Source organism: Bradyrhizobium sp. WSM4873, assembly GCF_055811355.1.
The window spans coordinates 184,954-202,929 of the sequence record NZ_JBVVPS010000012.1; the positions used below are offsets into that span (position 1 = coordinate 184,954).

The window sequence follows — 17,976 nt, forward strand, 5'->3', positions numbered from 1 at the left end:
ATGCCGAAATTCGCAGCCAACCTCACCATGCTCTTCAACGAAATGCCGTTCGTGGACCGCTTCGCAGCGGCCAAAGCAGCGGGCTTCGGCGGGGTCGAGTACCTCTTTCCCTATGAATTCGACAAGGCGCAGCTACGCGAGCAACTCGACAGCCATGGGCTGACACAGGTGCTGCATAATCTGCCGGCCGGCAATTGGGCGGCAGGCGAGCGCGGCATCGCGATCCTGCCTGATCGTATCAGCGAGTTCAGGGACGGCGTGTTTCGCGCCATCGACTATGCCAAGGCGCTCGATTGCGAGCAGCTCAACTGTCTCGTCGGCATCGCGCCTGTCGATGCCGACCCGCGCGAGCTCAACGAAACGCTGGTCGGGAATCTGCGCTTTGCGGCTTCGACCCTGGCGCGCGAGAACATCAAGCTTCTGGTCGAGCCGATCAATACGCTCGACATTCCCGGCTTCTTTCTCAACGGCACCGAGCAGGCCGTGCAGCTGATCTCCGAGGTGCGCTCCAACAATCTGTTCGTCCAGTATGACATCTATCACATGCAGATCATGGAGGGCGATCTCGCCCGTACCATGCAGGAATATCTGCCGCAGATCGCGCACATCCAGCTCGCCGACAATCCCGGCCGCCACGAGCCCGGCACCGGCGAGATCAACTATCCCTTCCTGTTCCGCCATCTCGACGCGATCGGCTATCGCGGCTGGATCGGTTGCGAATACAAGCCGCGCACCACGACGCTGGAAGGCCTGTCCTGGCACGCCGCGCAGACTTTCGAGACCTGAGGAAACTTTGACATGATCGACATCGGCTTTATCGGACTTGGCACCATGGGACGGCCGATGGCCGGCCATCTTCTGGCCGCAGGCCATCGCGTTCTCCTGCATGATGTCGGGCCGGTCGCACCCGAGCTGATCGCCGTCGGCGGCGTTGACTGCAAGTCAAGCAAGGAGGTCGCAGAGGAGGCGGATGCGGTCATCATCATGGTGCCCGATACCCCGCATGTGGAGGCCGTGCTGTTTGGCAAGGACGGCGTCGCGGGCGGCATTTCCAAGGACAAGATCGTGGTCGACATGAGCTCGATCTCGCCGCTGGCGACCAAGGAGTTTGCGAAGAAGATCGAGGCGCTCGGCGCGGATTATCTCGACGCACCGGTGTCAGGTGGGGAGGTCGGTGCCAAGGCGGCAAGCCTCACCATCATGGTCGGTGGTCCCGAGCGCGCTTTCAACACCATGAAGCCGATTTTCGACCGGATGGGAAAGAACGTCACCCGGGTCGGCGCCAATGGCGACGGCCAGACGACGAAGGTCGCCAACCAGATCATCGTCGCGTTGACAATCGAGGCGGTCAGCGAAGCGCTGCTGTTCGCGTCGAAAGCCGGTGCGGATCCGGCGCTGGTGCGGCAGGCCCTGATGGGTGGCTTTGCGTCGTCGCGGATTCTCGAAGTGCATGGCGAGCGCATGGTGAAGCGCAATTTCGATCCGGGTTTTCGCATCGAGCTGCACCAGAAGGATCTCAACCTCGCGCTTGAAGGCGCCCGCGCGCTCGGCCTGTCGCTGCCGAGCACGGCAGTGGCACAGCAACTATTCTCGTCCTGCACCGCGCATGGCGGCAAGGGCTGGGATCATTCGGCGATGGTGCGCGCGCTGGAACTGATGGCGGGGCACGAGATCGCCGCAGCCTGAACTGTTACCGGGTAACAGTCTCCACTTCTAGTTCTGCCTAGATCCGGCGGGAACCGGAACAATGATCCGGCCCCGCGGTTGAAGGCGCACAATAATCACTGGAGACATAAGCACATGAAAACCCGTCTTGCGATTTCGTTGGCTGCCGCGTCGCTGCTGGCGTCGAGTGCGGCCTTTGCTCAGTCGACGACCGAAGAAGGCGCCAGGAACGGTGCACGCGCGGGCGGCGACATCGGCGGTCCGGTCGGCGCGATGGTCGGCGGTACCGTCGGTGCGGCGGTCGGCGCTGGTCTGGAAATCCCGAATGCGATCCTCGGCGGAATTCCGCGCGATGATTCTGTCGTGGTTCACGAGCGCGTCGTGGTCGGCGAGCCATTGCCGCCGACCGTGGTGCTGCGGCCCGTGCCGAACTACACCGAATATCGCTATGCGGTCGTGAACGATCGCCGCGTGATCGTGGAGCCGCGCACGCGCCGCGTCGTCAAGATCATCGACTGATCGCTCGGAGCGTGAGCTTTGAAGACACAGGCCCTGCGGAGCGTCACTCCGCGGGGCCTTGGCTCGAGAGGGCCGAGCTTGCGCGAAACCGCGTTACAACCCAATCGGCGACGGACGCGAGCGCGAAGCCGATGCAGGTGGTGCCGGCATCGACCAGAAAGTCCTCCAGCCGCGCATGCCGTCCCGGTGCCCAGAATTGCATCAGTTCGAGCAGGCCGATCAGCACCACCGCGATCGCTGCGGCCGACAGGCGGCGGCGCGGATAGGCGAGGCCGAAGGCTAGTCCCACCAGGACGAAGGCGAGGGCATGTTCGCCGTCCTGGCCGAGGTCGGAATGGGGCCGCAGGCCGGGCGGGCCGAGGGTTGCAAAGGCGACGGCGGCGGCAAGCAGCCAGGCAGAGGAGCGAACCAAAATGGACATCCGAACCGCTTAGCACGGATTGCAGCAGCCTGCCGAGGCGCCAGGATCAGATCGCCGTGTAGTTAATGACGAAACGTTAAAGTGGCTCCCGCACGCCAAGGCCGTGCATGAAGCGTTCCCGGATTTGTACGGGATCGCGTCGAGTGGCACCGACGCCGGGCTTGTCATCGATACGAACGGCGATCAGGCTCGGCTCGCCAGCCGACATGGCTTCCTCGACCAGACGCTCGAAATCCTCCTCGTCCGCGGCCCAGGCGCTGTTGGCAAGCCCGGAGCCGGTTGCGATGGCGACGACGTCAGCCACGTTCGCGGCCGGTGTCGGCTGCGCGCCGGTGATCTGATAGATGCCGTTGTCCATCACGATCATCACGAGGTTCTTCGGCTTCAACGCCGCAATCGTCGAGAGCGCGCCAAGCTGCATCAGCAGCGAGCCGTCGCCTTCGAGCGCAAAGACGCGCCGGTCCGGCTGCGCCAGCGCCACGCCCAGCCCGATCGGGAAGGCGAGCCCCATGCTGCCGAGCATGTAGAAATTCTGCGGACGGTGGCCGGCGGCCCAGAGGTCGAAATTGGTGTTGCCGATGCCGCCGATCACGGCTTCCTGGTGCTCGAGTTTCGCGATCAGGCGCGAGGTGACGTCGAAGCGGTTCATCACTTTGGTGTTGCGCACGTCTGTATTCATTTGGGCCGGCCTCACTTGTCGAACACCTTGCCGCCCGTGAGCAGCGGGTTGAGGATCAGCGCGACCGGCGCCTGCGTCGTGACGGCCTGCTTGATCGAACGGTCGGCAATGAATTCGAGCTCGTCGAGCCGGGTGATGGTGTGATGCTCCAGCGCCAGCGAATCCAGCACCGGACGCATGGTGCGGCAGACCAGTGCCTGGCCGTAGTTGAACTCGCCGAGCGTGCCGCGCTCGGACACGAACATGATCAGCGGAATCTGGTAGGGCACCGCGAGCGAGGCCAGCACGTTGGCGAGCGTCGCAAAGCCCGAGGTCTGCATCAGCACCGCGCCGCGCCGTCCGCCCATCCAGGCGCCCGAGACGATGCCGACGGCCTCCTCCTCGCGGGCAGTGGCAAAGGTGGTGAAGAAGGGATCGGCGTGCAGGTTCTTGATCAGCGGCGTCAGCACGCGGTCAGGCACGTAAGGGACGAGGTTGATCTCGTTCCGCTTCAGGGTTTGCAGGACGATGCCGTGCCAACTCTTGTCACTGGAGGTCTGCGCCGCCTCGGACGAGGTTTGTTGCTCCGCAATCGCCATTGCGTTCTCCCTTCGACCGCGCAGCTTCTTGGTGTTTTGCCTTTGTCGTGGCCATCGTCTTGGCCGTCGCGGCGGTCTACCGAACTTGACGCAGGCAGCGGGATTGTCAACATGTCCGGGCCGCACCGTGATCTGCGCCAGACGACCTGCCGCGGCCGGTGCCGCCGTGTCATAAGCGGCAATAACAAGAGAACGGAGGAACGCATGACAGGAGCGCGCGAAGCGCTGGCCCTGCGGATCTCCTGGAGAGAGCCGGAAGGGTCCTGATGTCCGTCAACAGCAAGCGCGTCTTCTACGTCAAATATCTGGCCAACCCGATCTACATCGACATCCTGAAGGCGCGGCCCGACGTCCGGCTCGATCGCATCGAGAACGAGAGCCCCGCGGAATATTTCGCGCCGATCATCGAAGCGGCTCATGTCTACCAGATCGGCGCCGCCCGTGACGAACTGGCCCCGCACTTCCATGTCGATGCTGCCTTCCTGAAGCGCGCGCCGAACCTGCTGCTGGTCTCCAGCAACGGCGCGGGATTCGATCCTGTCGACGTCGAGGCCTGCACCGATGCCGGCGTGCTGGTCGTCAACCAGTCCGGCGGCAACGCCCATTCCGTCGCCGAGCATGCGCTGGCGATGATGCTGACGCTGTCCAAGCGCATCATCCAGTCCGATCGCAAGCTCCGCAGGGAGTCCAACGTCAACCGCAACGAACTCGTCGGCAACGAGATCGAGCACAAGACCATCGGCATCATCGGCCTCGGCAATGTCGGTCGCCGCATCGCCGCGCTGTGCAAGGGCCTGTTCGGCATGAAGGTGCTGGCCTACGATCCGTACCTGACGGCCGAGGTGATGGCCGAGCGGGGCGGCGAGAAGGTCGAGCTCGACGAGCTCTTGCGCCGCGCCGACTTCGTCTCGATCTCCTGTCCGCTCGACAAGGGCAGCCGCAACATGATCAGCGTGCGCGAGTTTGGGTTGATGCAGCCGCATGCGTACTTTATCACCACGGCGCGCGGCTTCATCCACGATGAGGATGCGCTGCTTCAGGCCTTGCGCGACAAGCGCATTGCGGGCGCCGGTCTCGACGTCTGGTCCAAGGAGCCGCCGCCGCCGGAGCATCCGCTGCTCCAGCTCGACAACGTGCTGGCGAGCCCGCATACCGCGGGCGTCACGATCGAGGCGCGGCAGAACATGGGCCGCATCGCCGCCGAGCAGGTGCTGGATACGCTCGACGGCAAGCGCCCGCCGCGCATCATCAATCCGGAGGTCTGGCCACGCTATGCCGAGCGATTCAAGCAGGCGTTTGGCGTGACGCCGGCGTAGTCGGCAGTCGCTTTGTCCTTCCGTGGGCGGCGCTCCTGCTGCCGAATGATCAGCGGACGGGAACCGCGCCCGACTTTGATCCGCGTCAAAATCTCCCTCCCGGATTCCGCCTAAATGGGATTAGAGTGAGCGCCGCCGGGGCAGGCAGGAGGTCCCATGTCAACTTATGTGGTCAGGTTCATGAAGGACGTGCTCGGCCAGTACGGCCGGCAGATCGAGGTGTGCCAGGGCACGCTCGAGATCGACGCTTCCGACGAGGACGAAGCCAGAGAGCGGGCGAAGGCGAGGTTTTGCGAGGACCAGGCGTTGCACCACTGGTCGTTGCATGCCGACCGCATCCAGGTCAGACCGGCTGACTTTCCATCGTGAGCGGCCGGGCGCCGCGAGGTGCCGCCGGCGCCGAGCGGACCGCTGCACCATCTCAGTCGAGTAGCTTGTCCAGTGTGATCGGGAAGCGGCGGATGCGTTTGCCGGTGGCATGATAGACGGCGTTCGCGATCGCGGCGGGGACGCCGACGATGCCGATCTCGCCCAATCCCTTGATGCCGAGCTTGTTGATACGATTGTCCGGCTCGTCGACGAAGATCACGTCGATGTCGTGAACATCCGCATTCACGGGAATGTGGTACTCGGCGATGTTGGCGTTCATGATCCGGCCAAAGCGGTGATCCATCACCGTCTCCTCGTGCAGTGCCATCCCGATTCCCCAGACCACGCTGCCCATGATCTGGCTGCGGCCAGTCTTGGTGTTGAGAATCCGCCCGGCCGCGACGGCGCTCACGACCCGCGTCACGCGGATGACGCCCAGCTCTTCGTCCACCTTGACCTCGGCAAAGACGGCTGAATGGGTATTGCGCGCGTGCTTCTTGTCCTCACCGAACTGGTTGAGCTTTTCCTTCTCGATGCGTTCGACGCCGCCATGGCGCATCGCGTCGGCGATCGAGACCTCACGGCTGGTGTCGCTGGCCCCGGCAATGCTGCCGTCGATCAGGACCGTATCGGCCAACTCGGCGCCGGCAAGCGGCGAGCCTGGGATTTTCCCGGCCAGACCTAACAGCTCCTTGCGCACCTCCTCGGCGGCTGCGAGCACCGCATGTGCGCTCGAGGCGGCCATCCAGGAGCCGCCCTCGACTGGCGCCTGCGGCAGACTGGAATCTGCGAGCCTGACGCTGATGTTCTCGATCGGCAGGCCCAGCGCATCGGCCGCGACCTGCGCGACAATGGTGTAGGTGCCGGTGCCGATGTCGGATGCGGCGCAGGACACCTCGGCATGTCCGTTCGACGTCAGCACGATACGGACGGCGACCGGCATCTGCAGTGCTTCCCACACCCCCGTCGCCATGCCCCAGCCGACCAGATCCCTGCCGTCGCGGATCGAGCGCGGCGCAGGATTGCGTCTGCTCCAGCCGAAGGCGTCCGCGCCCCGCGCGTAGCATTCGCGCAACTGCTTGCTGGTGTAGGGCAGGTTTTCGCTCTGGTCGCGGTCCGAGTAGCACTTCAGCCGCAGCTCGACCGGGTCGAGCTTGAGCGCCACGGCGAGCTCGTCCATGGCGCATTCAAGCGCGCAAACGCCCGACGCCGCGCCCGGTGCGCGCATGTCGCAGGGTGTGGAGACGTCAAGGTGAACCAGCTTGTGGGAGAAGCGGCTGTTCGGGCTCTTGTAGAGCTGTTCAGCCCAGCCGGTATCGTTGCGCGCAAAATCCTCATAGCGCGAGGTGACGGCAATGGCCTCGTGCGTGACCGCATCGAGCGTACCGTCGGACTTTGCGCCCAGCCCGACGCGCTCGATGGTCATCGGCCGGTAGCCGAGCCCATACATCTGCTGCCGCGTCAGCACGACGCGAACGGACCGCTTCAGCGCGAGCGCGCCGAGCGTTGCCAGTACCACCTGATATTGCGGCCGCAAACCGGAGCCGAAGGCGCCGCCGACGTATGGCGAGACCACGCGAATGTCATCGGGCATCTTGTCGAACACGCCGCAGAGAAATTTGTGGACGTTCTGGACGCCTTGAGTCTTGTCGTAGATCGTCAGCTTGCCACTGCTGTCCCAGACCGCCGTGGTCGCATAGAGTTCCATCGGGTTGTGATGCTCGGTCGGTATCACGTAGTCCGCCTCGTGGCGCACGTCAGCTCCCGCAAGGGCGGCTGCGGCGTCGCCACGAGGATTGTGCGGCTTGTCCTTCTCGGCAGCATTGCTGCGCTCGCCTTCGAGGTCGGTCGCAAAACCATGCTGCTCATATTCGACCCGCACCAGCGTCGCGGCGAATTTCGCGGTTTCCCAGTCCTCTGCGACGACAAGTGCGATCGGCTGGCCGTTGAACTTGATCGTGTCATCGTAAAGCGGACGGAAAGGCGAGCCTTCCTCGGGCGCCACCTCGTCCTTCCAGGCCTCGTCCTTGTCGGCCAGCGGCGGACGGTTCGCATGCGTGAGCACGTCGAGCACGCCCTCGACCTGCAGCGCCGCACTGCTGTCGAGGCGTGCAATGCGCCCGCGTGGAATGGTGGCCTCGACGACAAAGCCATGGAGGAGCCTGTCGGCCGGAAATTCGCCGGCGTATTTGGCGGCCCCGGTGACCTTGGCCCGGCCGTCGACACGCGACGTCGGCGTTCCCACATAAGCGTTCATAGGGTCCTCACGCGATCTTCTTGTGGGCCTGGGATTGCGGCGTGGCGTTCGCCGCCTGTGTCAGCGTCCGCACGATGGCGCGGCGTGCGAGTTCGACCTTGAAGCCGTTATGTGAGCGGGCCGTTGCTCCCTGGAGCAAGAGATCCGCGGCGTGTGAGAAGTGATCGGGCGTCGCGGCCTGGCCGCGCAACGCCGCTTCGGCTTCGAGGCTGCGCCAGGGCTTGTGAGCCACGCCGCCGAGCGCCACGCGTGCCCCGCTGATCGCGTTGCCCTGCAATTCGAGCGCGGCGGCAACCGAGACCAGAGCAAAAGCATAGGACATGCGGTCGCGAATTTTCAGGTAGCTGTAGTTTTGAGCAAAGCCGCGCGGCGGCAGCTCGATCGCCGTGATGATCTCGCCGGTGCCGAGATTGGTATCGACATGAGGCTTGTCGCCGGGCAGCCGATGGAAATCGGTCAGCGCGATGGTGCGTTCGCCGGAGGGACCCGCGATGTGCACGAGCGCATCGAGCGCGGCAAGCGCCACGCTCATGTCGGATGGATTGGTCGCGATGCAGGCGGCGCTCGTGCCCAGGATCGCATGGTTGCGGTTGAGGCCGTCCATCGCCGAGCAACCGCTGCCGGGATGTCGCTTGTTGCAGGGCGTGGCCGTGTCATAGAAGTAAGCGCAGCGCGTTCGCTGCATCAGATTGCCGCCAACGGAGGCCATGTTGCGCAATTGCGCCGAGGCGCCGGCCAAGATGGCGCTGGCGAGCAGGGGATAGCGCTGCTCGATCAATGGATGGTAGGCGAGGTCCGAGTTCGGCACCAGGGCGCCGATGCGCAAGGACCTGCCGGGTGTCTCCTCGACCTTGCGCAGCGGCAGGCGGGAAATGTCGATCAGCCGAGTGGGGCGTTCGACATTCTCTTTCATCAGGTCGATCAGATTGGTGCCGCCGGCAATCAGCTTGGCGCTGGGATCGGCGGCGAGCAGGCGGATCGCGTCGGCGACATCATTGGCTCGGGCGTACTGGAAATTGTTCATGGTTGACCCATTGCCTGCTGGATGGCGGCGACGATGTTCGGATAGGCGCCGCAGCGGCAGAGGTTTCCGCTCATCAACTCCCGGATCTCGTCGGTATCTTTGGCACGGCCTTCGGCGAGCAGTCCGGCCGCCGAACATATCTGTCCCGGCGTGCAATAGCCGCACTGGAAGGCGTCATGGTCAATGAAAGCCCGTTGGAGGGGATGCAGCGCGCCGTCTTTGGCAAGGCCTTCGATGGTTGTGATCTCGGCACCATCCTTCATGACCGCGAGCGTCATGCAGGAATTGACGCGCCGGCCGTCCACCAGCACCGTGCAGGCGCCGCACTGACCATGATCGCAGCCCTTCTTGGTGCCGCTCAGTGCAAGATGGTCCCGCAAGGCGTCGAGCAGCGTTGTCCATGGCACGAGATCCAGCGTGTGACTGACGCCGTTGACGACAAGATGGATCGGGATTCGTTCGGAAATCTGATGCGTGACATCGCCCATGTCCTGCTCCCTGCGACGGCGACCGTGCCGGACGTCAGCCGTGTTGACGCTGGGGCACGCCTTCGCCGGCCGATAGCGCCCAACGGACCACCGGCCGGTTGGTTCCTTTTGAGTCCTTGCAGGCAGTTCGCCTTTCCGAGAGGCGGCGATCAGCGCTTTGCTTCGCCGAACACCACATTCGGCACCGCGCGGTTGACGACCTCGCGCAGCGCGAAGCTGGATTGCACCCGCGCGACGCGCGGCAGGCGCGACAGCTCGGTGCGGTGGATGCGCTCGAAATCCTGGATGTCGCGGGCGAGCACGATCAGGATGTAGTCGTCGGTCCCCGACATCAGGAAGCAGCGCACGACGGACGGGCATTTCACCACCTCCGCCTCGAACGCCTTCAACGCCTCGTCGCTCTGGCTTTCCAGCGCGATGCGGACCAGCACCGTGGTGGTGAGGCCGAACTGCGCGAGGTCGAGCGCGGCCTGATAGGCCTGGATGTAGCCGTCGTCCTCGAGCGCCTTCTGCCGCCGCGCGAGCGCGGTGCTGGACAGCCCAACCTTGTTGGCGAGCTCGGTGTGGCTGGCCCGCGCATTGGTCGTGAGTTCCGCGAGAATGGCGAGATCTTTCCGGTCGAGGGCCAAGGTTTCGTTTCCAGCGTGAAAGGGCGTTTGAGCGCCGGAAACCGGCGCGGCGAGGCCAAAGCTAGCGGATATTTGCACGAAACCAAACCGGGCACGTCGCTACGATCATGAGGTGAATCAAAGGGAGGCCCGGGATGCGCGTCGGTGTGCCGAAGGAAATCAAAGTGCAGGAATATCGCGTCGGGCTCACCCCGGGTGCGGTCCGCGAATATGTCGCGGCGGGGCACGAGGTGACGGTCGAGACGGGCGCGGGTGGCGGCATCGGCGCCTCCGACGAAGTCTATAGGCGGGCAGGGGCCACCATTGCCGACAGCGCGCGCGACATCTTCGTGAAGTGCGACATGATCGTGAAGGTGAAGGAGCCCCAGAAAAGCGAATGGGCCCAGCTCCGCGACAGCCAGATCCTGTTCACTTATCTCCATCTCGCGCCGGATCCCGAACAGGCCAGGGGTTTGCTCGCCTCCGGCTGTACTGCGATCGCCTACGAAACCGTCACCGACGCGGCCGGTCGCCTCCCCCTGCTTGCGCCGATGAGCGAAGTCGCCGGCCGCCTCGCCATCGAGGCCGCCGGCGCCGCGCTCAAGCGATCGGCTGGCGGCCGCGGGCTGCTGCTGGGCGGCGTTCCCGGCGTGCAGCCGGCGCGGGTCGTCGTGCTCGGCGGCGGCGTGGTGGGAACGCAAGCCGCGCGCATGGCCGCCGGCCTTGGCGCCGAGGTCACCGTGATGGACCGCTCCATTCCAAGGTTGCGGGAGCTTGATGACCTCTTTGCAGGGCGCGTGCGCACCCGCTTCTCCACCATCGAGTCGGTCGAGGAGGAGGTGTTCGCAGCCGACGTCGTGATCGGCGCGGTGCTGGTGCCGGGCGCGAGTGCGCCCAAGCTCGTCACGCGTGCGATGCTGGCATCGATGCGGCAGGGCGCCGTGCTGGTCGACGTCGCGATTGATCAGGGCGGCTGCTTCGAGACCTCGCACCCGACCACGCATGTCGATCCGACCTATCTGGTTGACGGCATCGTGCATTATTGCGTGGCTAATATGCCGGGCGCGGTGCCGGTGACGTCGAGCCAGGCGCTGAACAACGCGACGCTGCCGTTCGGCTTGATGCTCGCGAACAAGGGTTTCGCGGCGGTGCTGGAAAATCCACATCTGCGGAACGGGCTGAATGTGCATCGCGGCCGCATCACCAACAAAGCGGTGGCCGAAAGCCTCGGGCTGGAGTTTGCTCCGGTGGGGAGCGGCCTGGCGGCGTAGCGTTGCTGCTCATACCGGCTTGCGATGGCGGCTGCCGAGCGCGGCCTCGATCGTCCCGGGCTTCTCGATGCGTTCGATCAGCATGTCGATGCGGTCGCCGCCCCAGAACAGCTCGCCGTTGAACACCATGGTCGGCACGCCGAACACGCCGAGCGCTTCGGCCTCGTCGATGATGCGGTCGTGTTCGGCGCGTGCGGGGCCATGGACGTAGGCTTTGAACTGACCGGCTGAGCCACCGCACGACGTGATGACGTCGGCGATTGCGGCGAGATCGTCGATCTCCAGCTCATGGCTCCAGAACCGACGAAAGACCGTGTCGTGATACGGACGGAAGAAGCCGTGCTGTTGGGCGAATAGCATGCCGACGCTGGAATAGAACGCGTCGTAGATCCGCCGGGGCCCTTTCATGACGAGCCCCTGCGCATTGGCATAGCGCCGTGCGTCCATATAGGCATAGCGCACCTTGCGCCAGAAATGCGGCGTGCGCTCCTCGACCGTCCCCATGAATTCGGCGACGCGTAGCGTATAGGGCAGCCATTCGAGCTCGACGCCGTGCGTCTCCTGCAGTTCGAACAGGCGCTTGTTGGCGACGAACGCGTAGGGGCTCTTGTAATCCGTGTAGATGCGCACGCGGGGGTTTGGCATAGGCAGATTCCTTTCATACGCGCAGCGGGACCTGCTAACCGGGGCGCGGGTGCTCAGATAGGCCGGAAGAAGAAAACTATTGCCTCGGGTCCGTTCGGCGGAAGGAGTTTCCCCTCCGGGAGGCAAAAAAGCCAATCGCTTCCATTGCTGTTTGGGGCCGAAACGACGACATTTCCATCAGAAATTGATGGATTGACTGCTATGGAACGCACCAGGTTTGAGCCCTTCGGCGAGCAATTGGTGTCCGCAACGGACACCCAGCCGCGCTCGCGCGGGTCAAAGCTGCTGCTGCGGGTCGGCACTGGCCTGTTCTGGTCGCTGGTCGCCGGCATCGTGCTGGCGCGCGCGGCCTTCTTCGAGCCCGGGGTCTATGACGGCTTCAGCCGTGTCGCCTCGCTGGCCAAGGATCTTATCTTCTAAGGCGCGCCTGATCTTCTAAGGGCGCCTGACCTTCAGAGCCAGATTATTCCGGGCCGAGGATAGAACTTCCCTCTGCCCTGATATGTCGAAAACTTATTTCCCAATCGGATGGCGCTGCGTATAAATCCTTCTCCTTGGGGAGAGATTTGTGTCGCAGAATCAAGCATCCAGCCCGGCCGACGCCAAGCCGACCACGGCCACTGGCCGCATCGTCGCGCTGATTCCCGGGATCCTCCTCTGTATCGCCGTGGCCGGTGTTTCGGCCCTGCTCGAACGGGCGGAATTGGGCGTCTTTGAGCATCCCTATGTCGAGGCGCTGGTGATGGCGATCTTGCTCGGCATGGCCGTGCGCAGCTTCTGGAAGCCCGCGCCGCGCTGGCAGTCCGGCATCGCCTTCAGCGCCAAGCAACTGCTCGAAGTCGCCGTCATGCTGCTGGGGGCCTCGATCAGCTTTGCTGCTATCGCGGCGTCCGGCGTCGCGCTGTTGGTATCGATCGCGGCCATCGTCGTGATCGCGCTCAGCGTCTCCTTCGGCATCAGCCGCCTGCTCGGTCTCTCAACGCGGCTCTCGATCCTGATCGCCTGCGGCAACTCGATCTGCGGTAATTCGGCGATTGCCGCGGTGGCGCCGATCATCGGCGCCAACAATGACGAGATCGCATCCTCGATCTCCTTCACCGCGATCCTCGGCGTGATGATGGTGCTCGGCCTGCCGCTGCTGATCCCGCTGCTGCAGCTATCGGCCACGCAATACGGCATCCTCGCAGGCCTCACCGTCTATGCCGTGCCGCAGGTGCTGGCCGCGACGGTGCCGGCCGGGCTCGTCTCGACGCAGATCGGCACGCTCGTCAAGCTGATGCGCGTGCTGATGCTCGGGCCGGTGGTCGTCGGCCTCTCGCTGACGGCCTCGCGCTGGCACAACGAGGCCAAGAAGACCAGTGTCGGCTTTTTCCGCCTGGTCCCCTGGTTCATCCTCGGCTTCCTTGCGCTGGCGACCCTGCGATCCCTCGAGATCGTGCCAGGCACGGTGGTCGGTCCGGTGACGAAGATCACCAGCTTTCTCACGGTGGTGTCGATGGCGGCGCTGGGCCTGGGTGTCGATGTGAAGGTGCTTGCCAATGTCGGGGGGCGGGTGACGGCGGCCGTGACGTTGTCGCTGCTGCTGCTGCTCGGCATCAGCATCGCGCTGGTGCACTGGTTCAAGTAGAAGCAATCGCGCGGCGATGGCTGTGCACCCTCTCCCCTTGTGGGAGGGTGGCTCGCCGCGCAGCGGCGAGACGGGTGAGGGGTTCTATCCGCGAGTCAATCTGTAGCAGGGAGCGCGCGGACGCATACCCCTCATCCGGCGCTTCGCGCCACCTTCTCCCACAAGGGGAGAAGGGAAGTAACCGCCGAGAAATCGCTAAATCACGTCCGCGAGCGAATGCCCGTGCAGCTCGATGTTGAGCCCCTGCATGCCCATGTCGTTGAGCTCGCCGCCCATCGCCTTGATGCTCTCCTCGCGGATCAGGGACATCAGTCCGCGGCGCAATGCCAGGAATTCCGACGACATCATCATCGACTGCTGCCGCGGCCGCTCCAGCGGGATCGGAATTTCCGCCTTGATCGAGCCGGGGCGTGCGGTCATGCAGTAGACGCGGTCGGACAGGAAGATCGCCTCGTCGATGTCGTGGGTGACGAACAGCACCGAGATCTTCAGCCGCTGCCACATGTTGGTGAGGATCTGCTGCATGATGACGCGGGTCTGCGCGTCGAGCGCGCCGAAGGGCTCGTCCAGCAGCAGCACTTTGGGTCCCGTCGCGAGCGCACGCACGATGCCCACGCGCTGCTTCATGCCACCCGAGAGTTTCTCGGGGTAATGCTTTTCGAAGGCTTCGAGGCCTGCGAGTCCCAGCAGCGTGCGCGCGGCGCGCTCGCGCTGCGAGCGCGGCATGCCGCGCATCTTCAGACCGAACTCGACGTTCTCCCGCACTGTCTTCCAGGGAAACAGCGAATACTGCTGAAATACCATGCCGCGCTCGGCGCTCGGACCGTTCACCTTCTCGCCGTCGACGGTGACGATGCCCGTGGTCGGCTTGAGGAAGCCAGCAACGGCGTTGAGCAGCGTCGACTTTCCGCAGCCGGAGGGACCGACAATCGAGACGAACTCGCCTGGATTCACATGAATCTGCGTATCGGTGACGGCTTCGACCGCCCCCTCGATGCTGTCGTAGCTGAGGGAGAAATTCTTGACCTCGATATGGCCCTGCGGTGCCTTGACAACGATCTCGCTCATCTTGACCTCCACGGCATCACCAATTGTCCGGCCCCTCGGATCAACATGCTCGATCCGAGGCCGAGCACGCCGATCGCGATCATGCCGAGCGCAATGTCGGCATATTGGACCAGCGAATAGGCCTCCCAGGTGAAATAGCCGATGCCGTACTGCCCCGAGATCATCTCGGCGGCGATCAGCGACACCCAGGCCACGCCCATGCCGACGGTAAGGCCGGTGAAGATGTGCGGGAGCGAGGCGGGAAAATACACGTCGCGGAAGATCGAGCGCTCCCGCGCGCCGAGACATTGCGCGGCGCGCACCAGCACGGGGTCGACCAGCGACATGCCGTGCAGCGTGTTGACCAGGATCGGGAAGAACGAGCCGAGGAACGTGATGTAGACGATGCTCTGCTCGTTGGTCGGCCACAGCATGATCGCCATCGGCACCCAGGCGATCGCCGGGATCGGCCGCAGCACCTCCGCCACGGGGAAGATGATCTCGTGGACGAGCTTGAAGCGGCCCATGATCAGGCCGAGCGGCACCGCGACGATCGCCGCGAGCGAGAAGCCGAAGAAGATGCGCCGGCAGCTCAAGAGGACGTGCATCAGGAATTTCGGATCGTGGATCGCCTTGGTGAAGCTCGCATAGACCGCGAGCGGCGAGGGCACGTTGGTGAAGCGCACGAAGAACACGACGCGATAGGTCGTCAGCAGGTGCCAGACCAGCAGAAAGGCGAGCAGAGAGATGATGCCGATCGCGGTCGCGCGCAGCCCACCCCGGTTGAGGCGGTACCAGCGCAACGCGAGCGTGCCGAAGGAGGGCGGTGATGCGGGTGGCGTGGAGGCGGGCATGGCGCTTGCCTCCGCGATTGCACTTGCCGGCATGCTGTCCTCGGAATGTCTGAGGAGGGCGGGACTGCTCACGTCTTGCCCCCGCCGACCGCCGCCTTCACCGCCTCGTCGAAGCCGAGCACCTTGCCGCTGATCTTGGCGGCGTAGGCTTCGGCGTCCTTCTTCAACAGGAACGGAGCAACCTCGCCATTGCCGACCGCGAAGAAAGCCTGGTCGGCGAACAGCTTGATGCCGCGGGTGGTGTCGAAGACGTAGGCGACGTTGATCTTCTTGCCCTTCGCCTTGTAGTCGGCATAGGCGCCGAGCGTGCAGCTCGCTGACGAGAAGGGCATGATGCCTGAATCGTCGACCCAGACCTCGCCGGCCTTGCGCGGATCTGCGATCGGCTTCTTGCAGAAGGAATCTTCGCCGGAGATCTCGTAGTTGCTGGCGCTCGCGAGCCGCGCGTCATAGTCGAGCTTCATCTCGGCATAGGCTTTGCGGATGTAGCTGTCGTCGACCCACTTCTTCGGGTCGAACTCCTTCATCCGGCCGAGGTTCTGTAGCACCTTGACGTCGGCCGCAGCGGCGTCGATCAGCGCCGGCTTGATCGAGGGATCGGTGGTCATGTTGCCGCTGGGGCCGAGGAAGATGTAGACGACCTCCTTGTTGATGCCGGTCCATTCCTGGATTTTCTCCGCGGCGAGCTTGGGATCGTCGCGCAGCCACTGATTGGCGGCGATCAGGGCCTTGAAATATGCGACGACGACCTCGGGATATTTCTCGGCGAAATCGGTGCGCACCACGATGCCGTGGAAGGTCGGCAGATTGGTCTCGACGCCGTCAAAGATCTTTCGCGCAAAACCGCGGAACGGCAGCAGTTCGGCGAACGGAACGAAGTCGGCGTGCGCGTCGATCTTCTTCTCCTGGAGATTGGTCGAGCCGACCTCCGGGCTTTGGCTGACCAGCTGGAAGAAATCCGATGCATAGCCGCGGTCCTGCATCGCCTTCAACACCATGCCGTGCGCGGCAGAGCCGAACGGCACGCTCACGAGCTTGCCCTTGAGATCGGCGAGATCGTAGTAGGACGAATCCTTGTGAACGACGATGCCGTTGCCGGAGCCCGACAGGCTGTAGGCAGCCATGCCGATCAGCCGGCTCTTGCTCTCCGGATTGCTGTCGAAAGTGAAGCCGTTCACGATCAGCGGATAGTCGCCCATCATGCCGATCTGCAGCTTGTTGGCCATCATCGCGTTGGTGACGGGCGGGCCCGAGGTAAAGTTCTGCCATTCCAGCTCGAACTTGATGTTGGCGTATTTGCCGTCCTTCGGCAGATATTTCTCGAGGAGATGGAGCTGGCGGATGACGACGCCGGCGGTCACCGTGTTGGTCGTGGTGTCCTGCGTTCCGATGCCGAGAGTGACGGTTTCCGCCGCGGCCGGCTGCGCGAGGAGAAGCGCCAGCGACGTCACCGACATCGCGATCGAGAGCGTGGGAAGATGGCGGACCATTCTCATCCTCATTCGGTTGGATGTGCTGTGGTTGCCATGATTGGGTGAGGGCGTGGGCAGGGCAAATCCGGAATGAGCGCCACAGTCGATTAGTTGCCGGGAAAAGCTGATTGCATAGTCCTTGGGCAGTCCTGCACTATAAAGCCGCTTGCGTGGGCACCGGTCCTAGTCAGACGCTTGCCCTCGCATCTCTTCCAGCACGTCGGGCCGGCAGACCACGATCTGGGAGCGCTTGGTCAGCACGATTCCCTTCTCCTGCATGCGCTTCAGGCTGATCGTGACCCATTGCCTGGTGGCGCCGACCATGTGGGCGATATCGGCATGGGTGAAGGCGGCGGCGATCACCCGGCCGTCGGCGTCATCGACGCCATAGAGGTCGACGAGATGCAGCAACAGATGCGCAAGGCGCTGTGTGATCGAGCGCGTTCCCAGCATCTGGGCAAGCGCCGAATAGCACTTGCCCTTGAAGGTCAGGCCTTCGATCAGGCCGATCGCGAGGTTCGGAATCTCGACCGCAAGGGATCGCAGCTCCTTTCCGGGCAGATGCACCACGCTGCAATTGCTGGATGCAACGCCGGACCATTGATGCACGGTGCCTTCGAACACTTCGGGGCCGCCGACGAAATTGCCGACATGCCAATAGGCCAGCGTGATCTCGCGGCCGAGCGGGGAGGTGTAGAACACCCGGATACGGCCGCTTTCGATCAGCCAGATACCGTCATGCTTGCCACCCTGGCTGAACAGCGTCTGGCCACGGTTGAGCACTTTTCGGCGGCCCTGCTTCAGCACCAGCTCCCGCTCGCGCTGGCTGAGCTTGTCCATCAACGCCGGCGGCCCGCCGATCCATTGCTGGTTCTCGGTGAGCAGCAGCGAGGAACCGCCCGCAGGCCGGACCGTTGCGGGAGCCGTCCCGCGAACCACATTGGCCGCCTGCAACATCATCTGCCTCCGGAACGTTCAAACCGTTCTAAAGAGGAGCAATGTCCGTGCCAGATGGTCGCGTTCTCCCGGTCATCGCCCCCGAAAGCGGGCGATCCAGTATTACAAAGGCTTGAGTGGGGAACGGTGAGGGCGCGGGGGTCTGGATTACCCGCATTAGCAGGGTATTACAGCGGAGT

20 protein-coding genes are annotated in these 17,976 nt (G+C 64.0%); 8 read left to right on the forward strand and 12 right to left on the reverse strand.

The window, feature by feature from the left end; genetic code table 11:
- The 3 genes from hyi to AC0L21_RS18345 all read left to right on the forward strand — a co-directional run bounded on the left by hyi (position 1) and on the right by AC0L21_RS18345 (position 2,184).
- Entirely contained in the window at positions 1–786 is a 786-nt protein-coding gene (hyi, locus tag AC0L21_RS18335; protein WP_473263213.1) for a hydroxypyruvate isomerase, read from the forward strand.
- Between the two features lie 12 nt (positions 787–798).
- Entirely contained in the window at positions 799–1,686 is an 888-nt protein-coding gene (locus AC0L21_RS18340) for a 2-hydroxy-3-oxopropionate reductase (protein WP_473263214.1), read from the forward strand.
- Between the two features lie 114 nt (positions 1,687–1,800).
- On the forward strand, positions 1,801–2,184 hold the full coding sequence (locus AC0L21_RS18345; RefSeq protein WP_007593296.1) for a DUF1236 domain-containing protein: 384 nt from the start codon (positions 1,801–1,803) through the stop codon (positions 2,182–2,184).
- Between the two features lie 43 nt (positions 2,185–2,227).
- Here the strand turns inward: AC0L21_RS18345 and AC0L21_RS18350 are convergent, their stop codons facing one another.
- The 3 genes from AC0L21_RS18350 to AC0L21_RS18360 all read right to left on the reverse strand — a co-directional run bounded on the left by AC0L21_RS18350 (position 2,228) and on the right by AC0L21_RS18360 (position 3,862).
- A complete protein-coding gene (locus AC0L21_RS18350) occupies positions 2,228–2,605 on the reverse strand; it encodes a VanZ family protein (RefSeq protein ID WP_473263215.1) in 378 nt (125 codons plus the stop codon).
- 76 nt (positions 2,606–2,681) lie between these two features.
- Positions 2,682–3,284, reverse strand: coding sequence for a thiamine pyrophosphate-dependent enzyme (locus AC0L21_RS18355; RefSeq protein WP_473263216.1), 603 nt, complete (start codon positions 3,282–3,284; stop codon positions 2,682–2,684).
- An 11-nt stretch (positions 3,285–3,295) separates the two neighbouring features.
- Positions 3,296–3,862 carry a thiamine pyrophosphate-binding protein gene (locus AC0L21_RS18360; RefSeq protein ID WP_473263217.1) on the reverse strand — a complete coding sequence of 189 codons (567 nt, stop codon included), beginning with the start codon at positions 3,860–3,862 and terminating at the stop codon, positions 3,296–3,298.
- 266 nt (positions 3,863–4,128) lie between these two features.
- Between AC0L21_RS18360 and AC0L21_RS18365 the strand changes: the two genes are divergently transcribed.
- Positions 4,129–5,178 carry a hydroxyacid dehydrogenase gene (locus AC0L21_RS18365; RefSeq protein WP_473263218.1) on the forward strand — a complete coding sequence of 350 codons (1,050 nt, stop codon included), beginning with the start codon at positions 4,129–4,131 and terminating at the stop codon, positions 5,176–5,178.
- Positions 5,179–5,334: 156 nt separating this feature from the next.
- Positions 5,335–5,547, forward strand: a complete 213-nt coding sequence (locus AC0L21_RS18370; RefSeq protein ID WP_007608382.1) for a hypothetical protein — start codon at positions 5,335–5,337, stop codon at positions 5,545–5,547.
- 52 nt (positions 5,548–5,599) lie between these two features.
- Here the strand turns inward: AC0L21_RS18370 and AC0L21_RS18375 are convergent, their stop codons facing one another.
- The 4 genes from AC0L21_RS18375 to AC0L21_RS18390 form a co-directional block, all read right to left on the reverse strand.
- Positions 5,600–7,804 (reverse strand): xanthine dehydrogenase family protein molybdopterin-binding subunit, encoded by a 2,205-nt coding sequence (locus AC0L21_RS18375; protein WP_473263219.1) that lies wholly within the window; start codon positions 7,802–7,804, stop codon positions 5,600–5,602.
- A gap of 7 nt (positions 7,805–7,811) precedes the next feature.
- Complete coding sequence (locus tag AC0L21_RS18380) at positions 7,812–8,828, reverse strand: FAD binding domain-containing protein (protein ID WP_473263220.1); 1,017 nt, start codon at positions 8,826–8,828, stop codon at positions 7,812–7,814.
- The gene (locus AC0L21_RS18385) at positions 8,825–9,316 is read right to left on the reverse strand and encodes a (2Fe-2S)-binding protein (RefSeq protein ID WP_473263221.1); all 492 of its coding nucleotides are present in this window, start codon (positions 9,314–9,316) and stop codon (positions 8,825–8,827) included. Before AC0L21_RS18385 ends, AC0L21_RS18380 begins: the two co-directional genes overlap by 4 nt.
- Positions 9,317–9,465: 149 nt before the next feature.
- On the reverse strand, positions 9,466–9,945 hold the full coding sequence (locus tag AC0L21_RS18390) for an Lrp/AsnC family transcriptional regulator (protein ID WP_473263222.1): 480 nt from the start codon (positions 9,943–9,945) through the stop codon (positions 9,466–9,468).
- 134 nt (positions 9,946–10,079) lie between these two features.
- Between AC0L21_RS18390 and ald the strand changes: the two genes are divergently transcribed.
- Positions 10,080–11,195: an alanine dehydrogenase gene (ald, locus tag AC0L21_RS18395; protein WP_473263223.1), complete on the forward strand. Its 1,116-nt coding sequence runs from the start codon at positions 10,080–10,082 to the stop codon at positions 11,193–11,195.
- Between the two features lie 9 nt (positions 11,196–11,204).
- Here the strand turns inward: ald and AC0L21_RS18400 are convergent, their stop codons facing one another.
- On the reverse strand, positions 11,205–11,840 hold the full coding sequence (locus AC0L21_RS18400) for a DsbA family protein (protein WP_473263224.1): 636 nt from the start codon (positions 11,838–11,840) through the stop codon (positions 11,205–11,207).
- A 201-nt stretch (positions 11,841–12,041) separates the two neighbouring features.
- Between AC0L21_RS18400 and AC0L21_RS18405 the strand changes: the two genes are divergently transcribed.
- Both AC0L21_RS18405 and AC0L21_RS18410 read left to right on the forward strand, forming a co-directional pair.
- Complete coding sequence (locus tag AC0L21_RS18405; protein ID WP_473263225.1) at positions 12,042–12,260, forward strand: hypothetical protein; 219 nt, start codon at positions 12,042–12,044, stop codon at positions 12,258–12,260.
- Positions 12,261–12,408: 148 nt separating this feature from the next.
- Positions 12,409–13,467 carry a YeiH family protein gene (locus AC0L21_RS18410; protein WP_473263226.1) on the forward strand — a complete coding sequence of 353 codons (1,059 nt, stop codon included), beginning with the start codon at positions 12,409–12,411 and terminating at the stop codon, positions 13,465–13,467.
- Positions 13,468–13,662: 195 nt separating this feature from the next.
- Here AC0L21_RS18410 and AC0L21_RS18415 read toward each other — a convergent pair whose 3' ends face one another.
- The 4 genes from AC0L21_RS18415 to AC0L21_RS18430 form a co-directional block, all read right to left on the reverse strand.
- Complete coding sequence (locus AC0L21_RS18415) at positions 13,663–14,535, reverse strand: ABC transporter ATP-binding protein (RefSeq protein ID WP_473263227.1); 873 nt, start codon at positions 14,533–14,535, stop codon at positions 13,663–13,665.
- Entirely contained in the window at positions 14,532–15,440 is a 909-nt protein-coding gene (locus AC0L21_RS18420) for an ABC transporter permease (protein WP_473263228.1), read from the reverse strand. The genes AC0L21_RS18415 and AC0L21_RS18420 overlap by 4 nt, the downstream gene beginning before the upstream one ends.
- On the reverse strand, positions 15,437–16,858 hold the full coding sequence (locus AC0L21_RS18425; protein ID WP_473263229.1) for an ABC transporter substrate-binding protein: 1,422 nt from the start codon (positions 16,856–16,858) through the stop codon (positions 15,437–15,439). Before AC0L21_RS18425 ends, AC0L21_RS18420 begins: the two co-directional genes overlap by 4 nt.
- A gap of 165 nt (positions 16,859–17,023) precedes the next feature.
- Positions 17,024–17,800 carry a Crp/Fnr family transcriptional regulator gene (locus AC0L21_RS18430; protein ID WP_473263230.1) on the reverse strand — a complete coding sequence of 259 codons (777 nt, stop codon included), beginning with the start codon at positions 17,798–17,800 and terminating at the stop codon, positions 17,024–17,026.
- Positions 17,801–17,976: the final 176 nt, after the last annotated feature.

What these genes read in the sequence shown, in the direction of transcription:
- hyi (WP_473263213.1), top strand. Translation starts at nt 1, where the DNA reads ATGCCGAAATTCGCAGCCAACCTCACCATGCTCTTCAACGAAATGCCG.
- AC0L21_RS18340 (WP_473263214.1), top strand. Translation starts at nt 799, where the DNA reads ATGATCGACATCGGCTTTATCGGACTTGGCACCATGGGACGGCCGATG.
- AC0L21_RS18345 (WP_007593296.1), top strand. Translation starts at nt 1,801, where the DNA reads ATGAAAACCCGTCTTGCGATTTCGTTGGCTGCCGCGTCGCTGCTGGCG.
- AC0L21_RS18350 (WP_473263215.1), bottom strand. Translation starts at nt 2,605, where the DNA reads ATGTCCATTTTGGTTCGCTCCTCTGCCTGGCTGCTTGCCGCCGCCGTC.
- AC0L21_RS18355 (WP_473263216.1), bottom strand. Translation starts at nt 3,284, where the DNA reads ATGAATACAGACGTGCGCAACACCAAAGTGATGAACCGCTTCGACGTC.
- AC0L21_RS18360 (WP_473263217.1), bottom strand. Translation starts at nt 3,862, where the DNA reads ATGGCGATTGCGGAGCAACAAACCTCGTCCGAGGCGGCGCAGACCTCC.
- AC0L21_RS18365 (WP_473263218.1), top strand. Translation starts at nt 4,129, where the DNA reads ATGTCCGTCAACAGCAAGCGCGTCTTCTACGTCAAATATCTGGCCAAC.
- AC0L21_RS18370 (WP_007608382.1), top strand. Translation starts at nt 5,335, where the DNA reads ATGTCAACTTATGTGGTCAGGTTCATGAAGGACGTGCTCGGCCAGTAC.
- AC0L21_RS18375 (WP_473263219.1), bottom strand. Translation starts at nt 7,804, where the DNA reads ATGAACGCTTATGTGGGAACGCCGACGTCGCGTGTCGACGGCCGGGCC.
- AC0L21_RS18380 (WP_473263220.1), bottom strand. Translation starts at nt 8,828, where the DNA reads ATGAACAATTTCCAGTACGCCCGAGCCAATGATGTCGCCGACGCGATC.
- AC0L21_RS18385 (WP_473263221.1), bottom strand. Translation starts at nt 9,316, where the DNA reads ATGGGCGATGTCACGCATCAGATTTCCGAACGAATCCCGATCCATCTT.
- ald (WP_473263223.1), top strand. Translation starts at nt 10,080, where the DNA reads ATGCGCGTCGGTGTGCCGAAGGAAATCAAAGTGCAGGAATATCGCGTC.
- AC0L21_RS18400 (WP_473263224.1), bottom strand. Translation starts at nt 11,840, where the DNA reads ATGCCAAACCCCCGCGTGCGCATCTACACGGATTACAAGAGCCCCTAC.
- AC0L21_RS18405 (WP_473263225.1), top strand. Translation starts at nt 12,042, where the DNA reads ATGGAACGCACCAGGTTTGAGCCCTTCGGCGAGCAATTGGTGTCCGCA.
- AC0L21_RS18415 (WP_473263227.1), bottom strand. Translation starts at nt 14,535, where the DNA reads ATGAGCGAGATCGTTGTCAAGGCACCGCAGGGCCATATCGAGGTCAAG.
- AC0L21_RS18425 (WP_473263229.1), bottom strand. Translation starts at nt 16,858, where the DNA reads ATGGTCCGCCATCTTCCCACGCTCTCGATCGCGATGTCGGTGACGTCG.
- AC0L21_RS18430 (WP_473263230.1), bottom strand. Translation starts at nt 17,800, where the DNA reads ATGATGTTGCAGGCGGCCAATGTGGTTCGCGGGACGGCTCCCGCAACG.